11 protein-coding genes are annotated in these 17,567 nt (G+C 71.6%); 4 read left to right on the forward strand and 7 right to left on the reverse strand.

Translation table 11 applies throughout. From position 1 onward, the window contains the following. Positions 1-136: 136 nt before the first annotated feature. The 6 genes from IO29_RS24760 to acnA all read right to left on the reverse strand — a co-directional run bounded on the left by IO29_RS24760 (position 137) and on the right by acnA (position 12,177). Positions 137-3,421: a GH92 family glycosyl hydrolase gene (locus IO29_RS24760; protein WP_030381672.1), complete on the reverse strand. Its 3,285-nt coding sequence runs from the start codon at positions 3,419-3,421 to the stop codon at positions 137-139. A gap of 369 nt (positions 3,422-3,790) precedes the next feature. Continuing rightward, the gene (locus tag IO29_RS24765) at positions 3,791-4,891 is read right to left on the reverse strand and encodes a lytic polysaccharide monooxygenase auxiliary activity family 9 protein (protein ID WP_051707615.1); all 1,101 of its coding nucleotides are present in this window, start codon (positions 4,889-4,891) and stop codon (positions 3,791-3,793) included. A 393-nt stretch (positions 4,892-5,284) separates the two neighbouring features. Beyond that, a complete protein-coding gene (locus tag IO29_RS24770) occupies positions 5,285-6,664 on the reverse strand; it encodes a DUF3500 domain-containing protein (RefSeq protein WP_030381670.1) in 1,380 nt (459 codons plus the stop codon). A gap of 31 nt (positions 6,665-6,695) precedes the next feature. Beyond that, positions 6,696-8,573, reverse strand: a complete 1,878-nt coding sequence (locus tag IO29_RS38630; protein WP_234307611.1) for an ATP-binding protein — start codon at positions 8,571-8,573, stop codon at positions 6,696-6,698. Further along, a complete protein-coding gene (locus IO29_RS24780) occupies positions 8,570-9,295 on the reverse strand; it encodes a response regulator transcription factor (RefSeq protein WP_030381668.1) in 726 nt (241 codons plus the stop codon). Before IO29_RS24780 ends, IO29_RS38630 begins: the two co-directional genes overlap by 4 nt. 143 nt (positions 9,296-9,438) lie before the next feature. Continuing rightward, positions 9,439-12,177, reverse strand: coding sequence for an aconitate hydratase AcnA (acnA, locus tag IO29_RS24785; protein WP_030381667.1), 2,739 nt, complete (start codon positions 12,175-12,177; stop codon positions 9,439-9,441). A 279-nt stretch (positions 12,178-12,456) separates the two neighbouring features. Between acnA and IO29_RS24790 the strand changes: the two genes are divergently transcribed. The 4 genes from IO29_RS24790 (at position 12,457) to IO29_RS24805 (ending at position 16,745) form a co-directional block, all read left to right on the forward strand. Beyond that, positions 12,457-12,849, forward strand: a complete 393-nt coding sequence (locus tag IO29_RS24790; RefSeq protein ID WP_030381666.1) for a VOC family protein — start codon at positions 12,457-12,459, stop codon at positions 12,847-12,849. Between the two features lie 126 nt (positions 12,850-12,975). Beyond that, the gene (locus IO29_RS24795; protein ID WP_030381665.1) at positions 12,976-13,179 is read left to right on the forward strand and encodes a DUF4236 domain-containing protein; all 204 of its coding nucleotides are present in this window, start codon (positions 12,976-12,978) and stop codon (positions 13,177-13,179) included. 223 nt (positions 13,180-13,402) lie between these two features. Then, positions 13,403-14,932: a helix-turn-helix domain-containing protein gene (locus IO29_RS24800; RefSeq protein ID WP_030381664.1), complete on the forward strand. Its 1,530-nt coding sequence runs from the start codon at positions 13,403-13,405 to the stop codon at positions 14,930-14,932. Positions 14,933-15,158: 226 nt separating this feature from the next. Beyond that, complete coding sequence (locus IO29_RS24805) at positions 15,159-16,745, forward strand: hypothetical protein (protein ID WP_158709331.1); 1,587 nt, start codon at positions 15,159-15,161, stop codon at positions 16,743-16,745. Between the two features lie 79 nt (positions 16,746-16,824). Here the strand turns inward: IO29_RS24805 and IO29_RS24810 are convergent, their stop codons facing one another. Further along, entirely contained in the window at positions 16,825-17,433 is a 609-nt protein-coding gene (locus tag IO29_RS24810) for a GTP-binding protein (RefSeq protein ID WP_199806876.1), read from the reverse strand. Between the last annotated feature and the right edge of the window lie 134 nt (positions 17,434-17,567).

The following is a 17,567-nucleotide window of genomic DNA, read 5'->3' on the forward strand; positions in this document are numbered from 1 at the left end:
GGGCGCGGGGCCGTGCTGACATGCGGCTTCGCCGCGCGGGCGCGACCGGCTCCCACCGGGCCCTCGGCCGACAACGCGACCCAGGGGTCCCGGGGGCCGAGCCCCCGGGACAGGCCCGGTGGCGGCCAGGGCGGCGTCAGCCCACAGCGACCGTGAACACGTGCACGTCGCCGTTGTTCGGCAGCGTCACGCTCGCCACCCGCTTGCCGTCAGGCGCCTCGTACGGCTTCGTCGCGAAGACGTACGTGGCGACCGGGTCCTTGTCGGCACCGGCGACGTTGCGGTACGCCGTCTTGGCGACGACCTCGTTGCCGTACTGGACCGTGCCGCCGCCCCCGCCGACCGTCCAGTCCGTGAAGGACAGGTCGGTCCCCGCGGTCGTGCCGTCCGTGAACGTGACCGTGGCCTTCGTCTGCTGGTTGCCGTTGACCGCGCTGCCGATGAAGGACAGCTTGGCGGCCGGGTCGGTCAGCTCGATCCTCTGGCCGGCGGCGGACGCGTTGTCGGGGCGGCCCGACGGGGAGCCGGGCCAGGTGAAGCTCAGCCCGGCCGCCGTCCCCTGGCCGCCGGGGGTCAGCCCGGCGGCCTTCAGCGCCTGGAGCGAGTAGCTCCAGCCGCCGCCGTCGTAGTCCGCCTCGTCGTGGTCACCGGAGTCGTCGGAGATGCCGGCGTTGTTGTACGCCGCCAGCAGCGAGCCGGGGGCCGCGACGGTGAGGGCGATCGGCTGGGCGTAGGAGGTGTCACCGGAGGTGACGGTCACCTTCACGTCCGCGAAGCCCTGCTGCGCGTCCTTCGCCGCCGTCAGCGTGATCCGCTGGGCGCCGTCCTTGACCGTGCCCGAGGCCGGGCTCGCCGTCACGCCCGCCGGGGTGTCCACCTGGAAGCGGACCTCCGGACCCGTGCCACCGCTCAGCGCCAGCGCACGGATGTCGAGCGTCGTGCTCTCCCCCGGGGCAAGCGTCGCCGTGGTCGGACCCACACCGATCTGGTACGGCTGCTCACCGTCCCGGAAGGACGGCGGGGCGTCGGCCGCGTCGGTGCCCCACGTCCTGTCGGGCGTCGAGGAGAGCGTGTAGTCCAGCCGGCCGCCGTCGCGGACGAAGGACTCCGGCAGCCAGGTGCGGTCGGTGGTCCTGCCGTCGACCTTCAGGGACTGGATGTACGGCGCGTCGGCCGCGGCTCCCTTCGCCCGGATCTCGATGTCCTTGCCGTGCGGGCGGTCGATGACCACGCGCGGGAACAGCGGGGAGGCGAGGACGAGTTCCGCACGGGAGGGCACCTGCGGATACATGCCGAGCGCCGAGAAGACGTACCAGGACGACATCGCGCCGAGGTCGTCGTTGCCGGGGATGCCGCCCGGCTGCGTCGACCACAGCTTCGTCATCGCCGCGCGCACGGTCTCCTGCGTCTTGTAGGGCGCGCCCGCGTAGTCGTACAGATAGGGCACGTTGATGGACGGCTCGTTGTCCATCTCGGACTTGTCGCCGCCGCTGCCGGTGAACGCCCAGCCGCCGTCGGCGTCGTGGAAGAAGGAGTCGAGGCGGGCGAGCGCCTTGTCCTTGCCGCCCATCGCCGCGAACAGACCGGCCGGGTTGTGCTGCACCATCCAGGTGTACTGGGCGGCCGTGCCCTCCACGAAGCCGTTGCCGGTGCCCGGGGTGAACCCGGTGACCCAGCTGCCGTCGGCCTTGCGGTTGGCGATGTAGCCGCCGGTGGGGTCGGCGGCGAGGTTGAAGTTGTTCTGCCACCACTGCGAGCGGCTCGCGAAGGTCTGCGCGGTCTTCTTGTCGTGCACCGCCGAGGCGAGCTGGGAGAGGGAGAAGTCGGCGGTCGACATCTCCAGCGTCTCGGCCGCGCCGCCCCAGGCGTTGGAGACCGACGGCATGTAGTGCAGCTTCAGGTACTTGTCGAGCGAGGGCCGCTGGCCCACCGAGAGCACGGGCTTGCCGGAGGAGGACAGGTCCTGCTCGGTCGGCACCGTCGCCGCCTTGACCAGCGACTTCAGCGCGCCGCGCAGATCGAAGTCGGTGCCGCCGAAGGCGCGGATGCCGGCCAGCGCGGTCGGCGAGGGGTCGCCGTTCATCACATGGGTGCCGGAGGCGCCGTGCAGCCAGCGGTCCCAGACTCCCCCGTTCTGCTGGGCCAGTTCGTACAGCGACTGCGCCACGTCGGAGCCGGTGCGCGCGTCCAGCAGGGTGAGCAGCTGCACCTGGTCGCGGTAGACGTCCCAGCCGGAGAAGGTGCCGTACTGCGCCTTGTGGCCGTGAGTCACCCGGTGCACCTCGCCGTCGCTGCCGCGGTATCTGCGGTCGGCGTCGCTGATGACGTTCGGGTGGAACATGGCGTGGTAGAGCGCGGTGTAGAAGGTGGTGCGCTCGGCGTCGGTGCCGCCGCCGACCCGGATGCCGTCCAGCCGGTCGCGCCAGGCGTCGTGCGCGGCCTTGCGGACGGAGTCGAAGGAGCGGTGCTTCGCGTTCTCGGCGCGGAGGTTGGCCTCGGCGCCCTTCTGGCTGACGTAGGAGATGCCGACCTTGACGTTCACCGGCTTGTCCCCGGCCGCGAACTGGACGTAGCCGCCCGCGCCCTTGCCGGCCACGGGACGGCCGCCGTTCGCCTTGAAGTCGCCGGTGCCGCCGGAGGCGGTGGTGGCGCCGGGGTTGAGCTTGTCGTCCTGCCAGGTGCCGGTGGCGGAGAAGTCCCGGTCGAACTGGGCCGTGAAGTACAGGGTGTAGTAGGCGCGCTGGCCCTCGGGGTCGAGATAGCCGCAGAAGTTGCCGGAGGTGACGGAGCCGGAGACGGTACGGGTCTTCGGGTCGATCTTCACCGTCGAATCGGTGGAGCCCACCTCGGAGTTGGCGGTGCGGATCAGCAGCGAGGCCGGCTTGTCGGCGGGGTAGGTGAAGCGGGCCGAGCCGGTGCGCGCGGTGGCCGTCAGATCGGCGGTGACACCGGACTCGAGGCCGACCTTGTAGTGGCCGGGCTCGGCGGTCTCGTCGTCGTGGCTGAAGTCCGAGGCGTAGACGGCGTCCTTGGTGTCGCTCGCCGGGGACGAGGTGACCTCGCCCGCGTACGGGAAGAGCGGGATGTCCCCGCTGCCGCCGGCGCAGCCGGTGCCGGACATGTGGGTCAGGCTGAAGCCGCGGATGCGGGTGGCGTCGTACTGGTAGCCGCCGGGGGCGGTGGTGGCGGTGGCGTTGCCGCGGGTGGTCTCGGGGCTGAAGGAGAACATGCCGAAGGGCGTGACGGCACCGGGGTAGGTGTCGCCGCCGTTCTTCGTGCCGATCAGCGGGTCGACGTACGTGGTCGGGTCCCGGACCAGGTCCGGTGTCGGTGGCGCGGTGGCGCTCGCGGCGAGCGCCGGGGTGGCACCGCCGGTCGCCAACACGGCGGCCAGCAGCAGGGATGCCGGGCGGAAACGCATGACGCGGCCCCTCCTTCGATCGGACGGGTCGCGCACCACAGGTCGCACAAGCCGGGGGGACAGTAACCCGGGCGGGCGGGGGTGGGGAAGGGTGCGTACGGGAGGCGGGGGCCTGGGCGGCTCCTGTGGGGTCGCTGTGCGGCGCCTGGCCGGTTTCTCGGGGGTGCAACTGGGTTGACATCGTTGTCTGTTCGGAGGGTAGAGTCGTTGGTGAAGTGTTAGACAACGTTGTCGCGTTGCCAGCGGTTCGCACCAAGCCACAGTTGTAGCCGTCGGGCGGCTCCCTCCCCCCTTGGGGCCGGCCGACGGACGGAACCGGTGGGGGTGACTCCCCCACCGGTTCCGTGCTGCGCCCAAGGAGGTGGGGCGTCAGCCGACCTGGCAGGGCAGTGTCGTCGTACTGTCCCCGTCGGCGCCCGTCGTGACATAGCCGAACGTGGCGGACCGACCTGGGTCCAGGGAGCCGTTCCAGTCCGTGTTGTGGACCATCACGTCCTGGCCCGTGTACGTGGCGTCGCCGTTCCAGAGACTGTCGACCTTCTGGCCGTCCGGCAGGGTCCAGTCGACCATCCAGCCCAGCATCGGCACGTCACCGGAGTTGGTGACCGTCACCTCGGACTGGTAGCCGCCGCTCCAGCTGCCCGTCGTCTCACGGGTGGCGGTGCAGGCGCCCGGCACCGGGTCGGTCGGGGTGCCGTCCCCCGGCTCGTGGATGCCCGTCACCTCGCCGTTGCCGCCGTCGAAGACCACGTCGGAGCAGGAGTAGAAGGTCTCCGCGCTGTCCGAGCGCTGCCAGACCATGTAGATGATGTGGCGCCCGGACTTGTTGTCCGGGAGCTTGCCGGTCCAGGAGTAGTTGGCCTCGACCGTGCCGGGGGTGCCGTTGAGCGGCGGGTGGTCGACGGAGAGGAACGGCTCGTCCTCCATGTCGTCCCAGGTGAGCGGCTGGGTCGGGTCGTAGCCGTCCTTGGTGACGTAGACGTAGAACCAGCCCGGGTGTGCGGCCCAGGCGTTGTACGAGAAGTCGACGGTCGCGCCGGAGGTGAGGTGGGTGACCGGCCAGTCGTCGCGGGCGGCGTTGAAGCCGGTGAAGTTGGTGTTGCCGCCGCTGCACAGCTCGCCGTCGGGGACGAAGCCGCGGGTGCGGCCGGCGCCGTCCGAGCGGAGCACGGAGAACCAGTTGTAGAACGGCGTGGAGCCGCTGACCTGCTGGGCCGCCTTGCAGGCCGGGTTGACGGGCTTGATCTCACCGGTGTCGGTGAGCGCGTCCTGCCAGCACAGGAAGGTGCGGCTCGCGGGCTTCATGGGGGTGCCGTGCGCCTCGGCCGGGCTGCCCGCGGTGACGACCAGGGCGAGCGCCGGGACGGTGGCGAGGAGGGCGGCGAGGACGAGGAAGAGGGCCCGGGTGCGGGTGGACAGGGGTGGCCGGCGCAGGGGGCGTAAGGGTGTGCCGGCTCTTGCCTTTGCCATGATCATGACAGTGAGGTCCATTCCTTCCGCTGCGTCCGTACGGGCACGTACGGGTGGGGGTGGCATTGCGGATGTGCACCTGTGATGTGCGAGGCGGGAGCGGGTCGTGGTCGGCGGGTTCCGGTCCGACGACCATGGGAGCGCTCCCACCTCGCCCTGTCGGGGAAGGTAGCGCCGAGCGGGGCGGTTGTAAACCCCGCGCCCCGTCAGGGGCGCGGGGCTGCGTTCTCTGTGCGGCTCCGCCGCGCGGGCGCGAGCGGCCGAGACGCACCCGCACCCGCACCCGCCGGACAACAGGCCAACCGGCCAACCGGCCAACCGGCCAACCGGCCAACCGGCCAACCGGCCAACCGGCCAACCGGAGGGTGAGGCGTCTCGGCGGACGCCGGCGACTCACCTGTGATGAGGCGACGTCAGATAGTGCTGGCGCAGGAGTTCGCGGCCGTAGTCGTTGCCGTTGGGGGTGCGGATGACGGAGTGGACGTGTTTCTGGGTGGGGCCGCTGCCCTGTGTCGCGCCGTAGGCGCCGGCCAGGGGGCCGGGGGCCTGGCAGTCGACCTCGATCCAGACGACGGGGCTGTGCACACGGACGTAGAACGCGTCGTCGTCACCCGTGCCGCCGGCCCACGTGACGTACGTGTCGTCGAGGTGGCGTCGGATCTCGGCCATCCGGGCCTTCGCCGCGTCGGCCCTGGCGCGGCCGGCGAAGACCTCGGCGAGGGCGAGGAGTTTCGTCCGCTGCGCCCCGTTCAGGGAGTCGGCGCGCAGGCCCGTGTACTCCTGGACCGCGTTGTCGGAGAACGCGCCCGCCGTCATCGACTCGTTCGACTTCGTCGCGGAGGCGAGGGCGACCTTCCGCTGTGCCTCGGTGAGCGAGGACATGAACGCCAGGCTCGCGGCGACCTCCTCGTGGCAGACCGTGACCGTCTCGCCGTCGATCTCCATGGACGTCGGCTCGGAGCCCCAGAAGCAGGGGCTCATGACGACCTGGTCGCCGAGCACGAAGTAGTTGAGGACCAGGTGGTGACCGTCGAGCTGGAAGCCCCAGGGCTCGGTGGTCGACGGGGTGCCCATGACCGTCCAGTAGTACGCGTCCTCGTTGAAGGACTTCGTGTTGCCGATCGCCTCGCCCGCCGCCTGGTTGATCCGGCGGATCTTCTCGGTGGTCTCCAGGCCGTCGGCGCTGAGCGCGGCCTTCAGCAGGGCAGTGCCGAGCGCCTTCTGCGCGTCGGTGAGGTCGGCGAGCGAGACGCCCTGGCGGTCGTAGGAGTCGACGTTGCTCCACAGCCGCCACTCGGTGGAGTGGACGGTGAACTGCGTCGACGTGCGCTGGGTGTCGGTCAGCCCGGCCAGGAACGCCTTCGCGGCGGCGACGACCGGGGCGGTGGCGACGCCGGTGGAGTGGACCGTGAAGAGGTCGTCGATCCGGTTGCCGTCGGTGGTGAGGCCGAAGAACTCCTCGGTGATCGTCTGGTTGCCGGGGCCGCCCCCGGCGCCGCCCGGACCGCCGCTGGGCGCGCCGCTCGGAACGGCGGTCGGGGAGCCGGAGGCCGAGGCGGTGGCGGAGCCCGTGGTGTCGTCGGCGAGCGCGGACCAGGCGCCGGCGCCGCCCATGGTCGCGACGGCGGTGGCGCCGCTCGCGAAGAACACCTTGCGCATGAAGTTGCGGCGGCTCGCGTGCGCGGGGCGCCCGGTGGCGGTGGCGCCGCCCGCCCCGGTCGCGCCGTCGTGGCGCTCGGGGACGCCGGGCTGCCCGGTGCCGTGCTCGGTCATCTCACTGACTCCCTTCGTCATGGGCACGCCCCTACCGGACGGCCGCACGCGCACGACTCTGGGGGCGCGACCTGAGCGGAACCTGAAGAGGCGGCGGGGGCACGGCCACCGCGAGGGGCCGCGCCCTCCCGGCGGGGAGGGCGCACGCGTCGGCGGGGGCCGCCGCGGGCAGGGCGAGGGTGAACTCCGTGTGCCCGGGGACGCTGCGGACGTCGATGGTCCCGCCGTGCGCCGCGGTGATCGCGGCGACGATGGCCAGGCCGAGCCCGGAGCCGCCGGCGCCGTCCCCGGTGGCGCGGGCGCGGGAGCCGTCGGCGCGGGTGAAGCGTTCGAAGACGGCGGGGAGGAAGGCGGGCGGGATGCCGGGGCCGTCGTCGCGTACGCGGACGACGCGGTGGGTGGCCGTGGACTCGACGGAGACGGCCACCGTCGTGCCCGCGGGGGTGTGCGTACGGGCGTTGGCCAGCAGGTTGGCCACCACTTGGTGGAGCCTCGCCTCGTCGCCGACGACCAGCGCGGGGACGTCGGGCAGCAGCGCAAGCTCCCAGTGGTGGCCGCCGCCCGCCGCCCGGGCGTCCCACACCGCCTCGGCGACCAGCGCGGCGAGGTCCACCTCGGCGGAGCGCAGCGGGCGGCCCTCGTCGAGACGGGCGAGCAGCAGCAGATCCTCGACGAGGCCGGTCATCCGGGCGGACTCGGCGGAGACGCGGCACCAGGCGAGGGCCTGGTCGATGCCACCGGGGCCCGTCCCGGTGCCGGTCCCCGTTGCCGTCCCGCTGCCCGTCCCCGTTGTCGTCTCGGTGCCCGTTTCCGTTGCCGTCCCGCTGTCCGTCTCCGTTGCCGCCCCCCTGCCCGTCCCGGTGCCGGTCCCCGGTACCGCCGTCCCGGCCCCCGCGCCCCGGCTCATCAGCTCCGCGTACCCCGCGATCGAGGCGAGCGGGGTGCGCAGTTCATGGCTGGCGTCGGCCAGGAAGCGGCGCATGCGGTCCTCGCTGTGGCGCATCCGCTCCTCGCCGCGCTGGCGTTCGGCGAGCGAGGACTCGACGTGGTCGATCATGCGGTTGAGCGCCGCCCCGACCTGCCCGGCCTCGCTGCCGGGGTCGGTGTCGCGGTCGGGCACCCTCGTAAGTCCGGTGACGGCGCCGTGGCCGAGCGGGGCGCGGGAGACCTCCACGGCGGTGGCGGCGACCCGTCCGAGGGGCCGCAGCTGACGCCGTATGACGACCGCGCAGACCACCCCGGCGGCGCCGAGCCCGACCGCGGCCACCGCGGCCTCGGCGGCGACCAGTCGGTTGATCATGTCCTGTACGTCGTCCATCGGCAGCCCGGTGAGGACGGGGGCGCCGTCGCCGCCGAGCGCGGTCAGCCGGTAGGTGCCGAGGCCGGGGACCGTACGGGTGTGGGGGGTCCCGTCGGCGGCGAAGCCGGTGAGGGCGGCGCGCTGCGCGGCGGTGAGCCGGAGCTGTCCGCCGTCGCCGGTGACCACCTCGGCGGCGGTGACCCGGCCGGTGTCGTCGAAGCGGGCGGCGAGGGTGCCGACGGCCTGCCCGCGTTCGTTGAGGAACCCCAGGTCCGTGTCGTCGCCCGGCCGGACCCGCAGTCCGCCCTGGCTGCGCTCGGCGGCGTCGGTGACCCGCTGGTCCAGGTTGCCGAGCAGATAGGCGCGTTGGACGAGGAACGTGGTCAGCGCCAGCACCGCGCACACGGCGGCGAGGGTGACCCCGACGAGGAGCAGCAGCCGGGTACGGAGCGACCGCCCGCGCCACGGCAGCCGGATCCGGCGGGCACGCCACGGGAGCCGGGCCCGCGGCGCGGTGCCGGCCACCGCCCCGGTGGCCGCCGCCCCCGTGGCCGCCGCCCCCGTGGCCGCCGCCCCGGTGGCCCTCATCCGTGCCGTCGTGGCCCTCATCCGTCGTCCTCGGCCGGCCGGAGGACGTATCCCGTCCCCCGCACGGTGTGGATCATGGGCGCCCGGCCCCGGTCGATCTTCCGGCGCAGGCTGGAGACGTAGACCTCGACGAGGTTGCCGCCGCCGTCGAAGGAGCCGGTCCACACGTGGTCGAGGATCTGCGCCTTGCTGAGCACCTGGCGCGGATGGTCCAGAAACAGGCCGAGCAGGTCGAACTCCTTGCCGGTGAGCCGGATCGGGGTGCCGGCGCGGTGCACCTCGCGGGTCTCCGGGCACAGGACGAGGTCGCCGAGGACGCGTACGGAGTCGTCGGCGCCGGCGTCTTCGGCGCCGGCCCGGCGCAGCAGCGCGCGCAGCCGCAGCACCACCTCGGCGAGGGAGAACGGCTTGGTGACGTAGTCGTCGGCGCCGGCCTTCAGCCCGTCGATACGGTGTTCGACCGCATCCCGGGCGGTGAGCATGAGCACCGGCAGCTTCGGGTGCTCGTACCGCAGCCGGCGCAGCACCTGTAGTCCGTCGAGGTCGGGCAGCATCCCGTCGAGCACGACGGCGTGCGGGGCGCAGCCGCGGGCGAGGCGCAGGGCGGTGCGCCCGTCGGCGGCCGGGTAGGGGCGCCAGCCGGCCTCGGTCACGGCGGCGGACAGCAGCTCGGTGAGCGCGGGTTCGTCGTCGACGATGAGAACGCGGACGCGACGGGTGCGGGACACGACGGTGCCAGACATGCCCCGATCGTGTCCGGGTTCGCTGGGAGCAGGCTGTGCGCGCCCTGAGCCGGGGCCGTGGGACACGATCCACGGCCCCGTACACGACGAGGGCCGCACCCCCGTCTCCGGGGATGCGGCCCTCAACCGTGGTGCGTGGGCGCCTACTTGCGGATCAGGCTGCGCAGCACGTACTGGAGGATGCCGCCGTTGCGGTAGTAGTCCGCCTCGCCGGGGGTGTCGATGCGGACGACCGCGTCGAACTCACGGCGTACATTGTCGGCTTCGCCGGGGGCGGTGTCGGCGGTGACCTTCACCGTGCGCGGGGTGGTGCCCTCGTTGAGCGCGGTGACACCGGAGATGGAGAAGGTCTCCTCGCCGGTCAGGCCGAGGGAGGCCGCGGTCTGGCCCTCGGGGAACTGCAACGGCAGGACGCCCATGCCGATGAGGTTCGAGCGGTGGATGCGCTCGTAGGACTCGGCGACGACGGCCTTGACGCCGAGGAGCGCGGTGCCCTTGGCGGCCCAGTCGCGGGACGAGCCGGAGCCGTACTCCTTGCCGGCCAGGACGACCAGCGGGATGCCCTGCTCGATGTAGTTGCGCGAGGCGTCGTAGATGAAGGAGACCGGGCCGCCGTCCTGCGTGAAGTCGCGGGTGTAGCCGCCCTCGGTGCCCGGCGCGATCTGGTTGCGCAGGCGGATGTTGGCGAACGTGCCGCGGATCATGACCTCGTGGTTGCCGCGGCGCGAGCCGTAGCTGTTGAAGTCGCGGCGCTGGATGCCGTGCTCCGTGAGGTAGGTGCCGGCCGGGGTGTCGGCCTTGATGGCACCGGCCGGGGAGATGTGGTCGGTGGTGACCGAGTCGCCCAGCTTGGCCAGCACGCGGGCGCCGGAGATGTCCTCGACCGGGGCCGGCTCCATGCCCATGCCCTCGAAGTACGGGGGCTTGCGGACGTAGGTGGACTCGGCGTCCCACTCGAAGGTGTCGCCGGTGGGGATCGGCAGCGCCTGCCACTGGGCGTCGCCCGCGAAGACGTCGGCGTAGGACTTGTTGAACATGTCCTCGCCGATGGCGTTCGCCACGACGTCGTTGACCTCGGCCTCGGAGGGCCAGATGTCCTTGAGGTAGACGGGGTTGCCGTCCTGGTCGGCGCCGAGGGCGTCCTTGGTGATGTCCACCTTCATCGAACCGGCGATCGCGTACGCGACGACCAGCGGCGGGGAGGCCAGGTAGTTCATCTTGACGTCGGGGTTGATGCGGCCCTCGAAGTTCCGGTTGCCGGAGAGGACCGAGGTGACCGCGAGGTCGTGGTCGTTGACCGCCTTGGAGACCTCGTCCGGCAGCGGGCCGGAGTTGCCGATGCAGGTGGTGCAGCCGTAACCGACCAGGTTGAAGCCGACCTTGTCGAGGTAGGGGGTCAGGCCCGCCTTGTCGAAGTAGTCGGTGACGACCTTGGAGCCCGGGGCGAGCGTGGTCTTGACCCACGGCTTGCGGGTCAGGCCCTTCTCCACCGCCTTCTTGGCCACCAGCGCGGCGGCGACCATGACGTACGGGTTGGAGGTGTTGGTGCAGGAGGTGATGGCCGCGACCGTCACCGCGCCGTGGTCCAGCTCGTAGGTGGTGCCGTCGGGGGCGGTGACCGGGACCGGGTTGGCCGGCACGCCGTCGACGGCGGCGGGGGCGTCGGAGGCCGGGAAGGACTCCTTGCCCGCCTCGTCCACGCTGTCGACGTAGTTGCGCACGTCCTGCTTGAACTGCTCGGCGGCGTTGGCCAGGACGATGCGGTCCTGCGGGCGCTTCGGGCCGGCGATGGACGGCACGACGGTGGACAGGTCCAGCTCGAGCTTCTCGGAGTAGTCCGGCTCGGCCTTCGGGTCCAGCCAGAGGCCCTGCTCCTTGGCGTAGGCCTCGACGAGCGCGAGCTGCTGCTCGCTGCGGCCGGTCAGCTTCAGGTAGTTGAGGGTCTCGGCGTCGATCGGGAAGATCGCGGCGGTGGAGCCGAACTCCGGGGACATGTTGCCGATGGTGGCGCGGTTGGCCAGGGAGGTGGCGCCGACGCCCTCGCCGTAGAACTCGACGAACTTGCCGACCACACCGTGCTTGCGGAGCATCTCGGTGATGGTCAGCACCAGGTCGGTGGCGGTGGTGCCAGTGGGCAGCTCGCCGGTCAGCTTGAAGCCGACGACGCGCGGGATCAGCATGGAGACCGGCTGGCCGAGCATCGCGGCCTCGGCCTCAATGCCGCCGACGCCCCAGCCGAGGACGCCGAGGCCGTTGACCATGGTGGTGTGCGAGTCGGTGCCGACCAGGGTGTCGGGGTACGCCTGGCCGCCTCGCACCATGACGGTGCGGGCCAGGTGCTCGATGTTCACCTGGTGGACGATGCCGGTGCCCGGCGGGACGACCTTGAACTCGTCGAACGCGGTCTGGCCCCAGCGCAGGAACTGGTAGCGCTCGCGGTTGCGGCCGTACTCCAGCTCGACGTTCTGGGCGAAGGCGTCGTGGGTGCCGAACTTGTCGGCGATGACGGAGTGGTCGATGACCAGCTCGGCCGGGGCCAGCGGGTTGATCTTCGCCGCGTCGCCGCCGAGCTCCTTGACGGCCTCGCGCATGGTGGCGAGGTCGACGACACAGGGCACACCGGTGAAGTCCTGCATGATCACGCGGGCCGGCGTGAACTGGATCTCCTGCGACGGCTGTGCCTGCGAGTCCCAGCCGCCGAGGGCACGGATGTGGTCGGCGGTGATGTTCGCGCCGTCCTCGGTGCGGAGCAGGTTCTCCAGCAGGACCTTGAGGCTGTAGGGGAGCCGGGCCGAGCCCTCCACCTTGTCCAGGCGGAAGATCTCGTACGACTCGTCGCCCACCTGCAGCGTGCTGCGGGCGTCGAAGCTGTTCGCCGACACGACGGTCTCCTTCATTTCTGTGCGCGTTCCACCGCATCCTGCCGTCTCGACGTCACCACCGATCCGCTAAGGTAAGGCTTAGTTAGGTAACCCTTACCGCCGGACCGACGGCGGCGTGCGGCTGCGGTGCGCCTCGGCAGATATCTCGATGTCGAGATAACTCTAGTACATGAGGGCCGCCCGGTCATGCGCGGGCGGTCCCCCGCCCTGGGCGGGAGACTGTGCACGACCGCCCGCGACGGGGCCCGCACATGGGTGCGGGCCGGAGGAGAGCACCGCATGAAGATCCGCCTGACCAGCGTGTACGTCGACGACCAGGCCGTGGCCGAGCGCTTCTACACGGACGTCCTCGGCTTTGTGAAGAAGCACGACGTTCCGGTGGGCGGGCGGGACCGGTGGCTGACCGTCGTCTCGCCCGACGACCCGGACGGCCCCGAACTCCTGCTGGAGCCCGCCGGCCATCCGGCCGCCCGGGCCTACCGCGAGGCGCTCGTGGCGGAGGGGATCCCGCTGGCCCAGTTCGCCGTCGCCGACGTGCGGGCGGAGTACGCGCGGCTGCGCGGGCTCGGCGTCCGCTTCACCCAGGAGCCGGTGGAGGCGGGCCCGGTCACCGTCGCCGTCCTCGACGACACGTGCGGCAATCTGATCCAGCTGGCGACGGAGCCGGGGTAGTCCGGCGGGCCGGTCCCATCTCCCCGGCCCCCGAAGGGGGTTGGGGGCCGCCCCCTGGCGTGCGCGGCCGGATGAGGGGTACCCGGAAAGGGCCGGAAGGAGCGACGCCGACCCGAGGAGGCCCAGATGCCGCTCACGTTCCGCAAGAGCTTCCGGATCCTGCCGGGGGTCCGCCTCAACATCAACAAGAAGTCGTGGTCCCTCACGACCGGCGGCAGGAACGGGCCGCGCCACACGCACAGCAGCACCGGCCGCCGCACCACGTCCATGGACCTGCCGGGCCCCTTCGGCTGGCGCCGCACGCACAGCGCCCGCGGCCGGCACGACTGAGGGGCGCACACCAAGGGCACGGTGGGGCGCGCCGTTTCCGGACGGCGGTGCGCCCCACCGTTCGGGCGAGGCACCGGCCACGCCGTTAGACGGCACGCCCCGGGTGGCATCGATGCAGCCGTACGCCGTCCGCGGAGGGCGTCGGCGAGCGTCGGTTGGGCGCGTCACCCGTTCCACCCACCCCCGCGCGCCACACATCTCATATCTGAGATAGTCTCACCTCATGTCAGACGACTACCTCGTACGCATCGGCAAGCTCATCCGTGACGCACGTCAGCACCGCGGCTGGACACAGTCACAGCTCGCCGAAGCCCTCGGTACCAGTCAGAGCGCCGTGAACCGCATCGAACGCGGCAACCAGAACATCAGCCTTGAGATGATCGCGCGGATCGGCGAGGCCCTGGACAGCGAGATCGTCTCGCTGGGCTACGCGGGCCCGATGCATCTGCGGGTGGTCGGCGGACGCCGGCTCTCGGGCTCCATCGACGTCAAGACCAGCAAGAACGCGTGCGTGGCGCTGCTGTGCGCCTCGCTGCTCAACAAGGGGCGCACGGTGCTGCGCCGGGTCGCCCGCATCGAGGAGGTCTACCGCCTCCTGGAGGTGCTGAACTCCATCGGCGTCCGCACCCGCTGGATCAACGACGGCGTCGACCTGGAGATCGTGCCCCCGGCCGTGCTGGAGATGGCGTCGATCGACGCGGACGCGGCCCGCCGCACCCGGTCCATCATCATGTTCCTCGGCCCGCTGCTGCACCGCATGGAGCACTTCAAGCTGCCGTACGCCGGCGGCTGCGACCTCGGCACCCGCACCGTCGAACCGCACATGATCGCGCTGCGCCGGTTCGGCCTGGACATCACCGCCACCGAGGGCCTCTACCACGCCCAGGTGGACCGCACCGCCACGCCCGGCCGGCCGATCGTGCTGACCGAGCGCGGCGACACCGTCACCGAGAACGCGCTGCTCGCCGCCGCCCGCCACGAGGGCGTCACCGTCATCCGCAACGCCTCCTCCAACTACATGGTCCAGGACCTGTGCTTCTTCCTGGAGGCGCTGGGCGTGCAGGTGGAGGGCATCGGCACCACCACGCTCACCGTGCACGGCGTGCCGAACATCGACGTCGACGTCGACTACTCCCCCTCCGAGGACCCGGTGGAGGCGATGAGCCTGCTCGCTGCGGCCGTGGTGACGGAGTCGGAGCTGACGGTGCGCCGGGTCCCGATCGAGTTCCTGGAGATCGAGCTCGCGGTGCTGGAGGAGATGGGCCTGGACCACGACCGCTCGGCGGAGTACGTCGCCGACAACGGCCGCACCCGCCTGGTGGACCTGACCGTGCGCCCCTCCAAGCTGGAGGCGCCGATCGACAAGATCCACCCGATGCCGTTCCCGGGCCTGAACATCGACAACGTCCCGTTCTTCGCGGCCATCGCGGCCACCGCGCAGGGCAAGACCCTGATCCACGACTGGGTCTACGACAACCGCGCCATCTACCTGGCCGACCTCAACCGGCTCGGCGGCCGCCTCCAACTCCTCGACCCGCACCGGGTCCTGGTCGAGGGCCCCACCCGCTGGCGCGCCGCCGAGATGATGTGCCCGCCCGCGCTGCGCCCGGCGGTGGTCGTCCTGCTGGCGATGATGGCGGCCGAGGGCACGTCGGTCCTGCGCAATGTGTACGTCATCAACCGCGGCTACGAGGAACTGGCCGAGCGCCTGAACTCGGTGGGAGCGCAGATCGAGACGTTCCGGGACATCTGAGATCCCGCGGAAGAGGCTTGCCCTGGCGACGGCGGGGAACTGCCCCCGACGTCGCCCGTAAGCACCTGTCGGCGGCATCGCGGGCGCGGCAAGGTGACCGCGGAAAACCGACGCGCTCACGGAAGAGACCGCCGTGCATGCTGAACGACCCCGTGAGGACGGACGGGACGGGGCGGCCCAGGGGCGACCCGCCGTCGGGCACCCGCCGGTCCGGCACCAGGGCGCCGTGCCTCATGTCCTCGCGTTGCAGAGCACCGCGGGCAACGCCGCGGCGAGCCGGGTGCTCGGGTCCGGCGAAGCCAGGATGCCGGTGCAGCGTCTGGTCAAGCTGGGCGGGAAGGTGTACACCAACGACAAGCGGCATCATCCGCTGCTCGGTGGCGCGGAGTCGGTCGAGTCGCTGTGGGAGTCCGTCGTCCAGGTCGGCGAGAACGGGACGGACGAGGAACGGGCCGAGTTCGAGACCCACCGCGCGCGGATGAGGGCGCAGTTGGACAAGTGGGTGGACGACGTCGCGGTCGGCCGGCTGCACCCGGACCCGGAGAAAGCCCGTACCCATCCACGGGGCCGCAAGCGGCAGACGCGGTCCTACCGCACCGTCGAGGAGTTGTACGCGGGCCTGCTGGGCTGGGTCAAGCAGAAGCCGGGACGTCATGAGGAGCGGCTGTTGGCCGATCAGGTCCGCGGCTCCTCCGACATCGACCGTCATCTCGACGCCCTGCTGGTGAAGGTCAAGCGCTGGATCGACGACCAGCCGGAGATACACGATATGCCGGCCCTGCGGAATCGCCTGTGGCAGGAGTTGCGGACCAGCCAGGTGACGAGACCGAACGGGGAGACGGTCTCGCTGGGTACCTATCGGCAGCACACCGCGCAGATGGCCGAGAAAGGGCGGGGCGAGCCCACCCGGATCGGGAAGGACATGGCCGCCGTACTGGAACATCCGGAGAAGTACGGCCAGGCGGACAAGATCGTCGTGCTGCACGACCTGATGGACTATCTGGGTGACGTCAGACACGGCAAACCGCGCACAGCGGGTACGGATTTACTCCTGGAACCTGTCAGCAGCCGGTTCTTGAGCACCAAGGAGATAGACCCCGTCACCGGCCGGCGGACCGAGAGTACGAAGTCCCGGGGTATGCGGACCGAGCGATGGAAAGGGCCCCTCGTCACCCGCGACGAGGCCGACCCCACCACCCTCCTGGCCCGGCACCACAACGTGCCGGTGTTGGCCGGCCAATCCTTCACCACGGTCCGGATGCTCAACCTCGGTGCCGAGGCGGGTGGCACCACGGGGGAGCTGGGAGCGATGGCCTGGGCGCTGTTCGCGTTCTGGCGGATCAACTACGACCACACGCACCGGCTGGCAAACCACACCTTGCACGAGACCCTCGACATGGCGTCGAATTTCGGGGTTCCCTACAACATGCTGGACCGGGGCGCCGGCCTGGCCGACTACCGTCCCGGCACCCTGCTGCAATCGATGCGGGAGACGGTCGCGGCACTGCGCAAGGACCTCGTCGGCCTGGGCGAGGCCGTGAAACAGCACGACCGTACGGCCGACCCCGACGGCGTGCAGTTGGCGGGCCGGTACCGATCCCTGCGCGAGAAGGTGGACACGGTTACCCGGGGTACCGGGTGGATGCTCCTCTCCGACCCCGAGACGAGGGCGGTGGCCCGCCGCGAGGCGTCCCTGGCCTTGCAGGACGCGCTCGCCGAGTACACGTGGCTCTGCGAGGACCTGGCCCGCTCGCCCGCTGTGACGGAGCCGGCCTGGGCCAGTGAGCCCCCGCCGGGAACCTGGTCCGTCTGAGCGGCCGGCGGCCGGCCGCCGGCCGGGCCGTGGCCGGCGCGGTCCCTCCGGGAACCGGGGGCGGGGCGGGCCGGCCGGGTCAGATCAGGGCGGAGCGCTCGGTCTCCGTCCTCAGTACGTGTTCCACGGCCTGGACCAGCACCTCCTTGACCGAGGCCCGCAGCCGCGCGTCGCACAGCAGCACCGGCACCCTCGGTTCCAGGGCGAGTGCCCGGCGGACCGTCTCCACGGGATAACTCCGGGCCCCCTCGAAGCAGTTGACGGCGACCACGAAGGGCAGTCCGCGGCTCTCGAAGTAGTCCACCGCCGGGAAACAGTCGGGCAGCCTGCGGGTGTCGGCCAGGACGACCGCGCAGAGCGCTCCGGCGGCCAGCTCGTCCCACATGAACCAGAAGCGGTCCTGCCCGGGGGTGCCGAAGAGGAAGAGCGCGAGCCGGTTGTGGAGGGTGATCCGGCCGAAGTCCATCGCCACCGTGGTGGTGGCCTTGCGCTCCACCCCGGACAGGTCGTCCACGCCGAGGCCCGTGTGGGTCAGGATCTCCTCCGTGTGGAAGGGAACGATCTCGCTGACGGTGGAGACGAGCGTGCTCTTCCCCACCCCGAAACCGCCGGCCACCAGGATCTTCGCCGCTTCGGGCAGGGTGTCGCCCGAAGTGGGGTGACCGCCGTGGCGCGGTGTGTGTGACATTGCGGGCATGCCTTTCCGTCTCCGTTCGTGCCTCGCGCGGTGCGGCCGGGCCGCCGAAGGATGCCGGGCCGTGGGCCCGGCGTGCGCCGTTCCCCTGTGTGCGGCCGGCGGCCGCCCCGGGTCGGTCCCCGGCG

It is taken from the genome of Streptomyces sp. NRRL F-6676 (assembly GCF_000725625.1).
Taxonomy (GTDB): domain Bacteria; phylum Actinomycetota; class Actinomycetes; order Streptomycetales; family Streptomycetaceae; genus Streptomyces.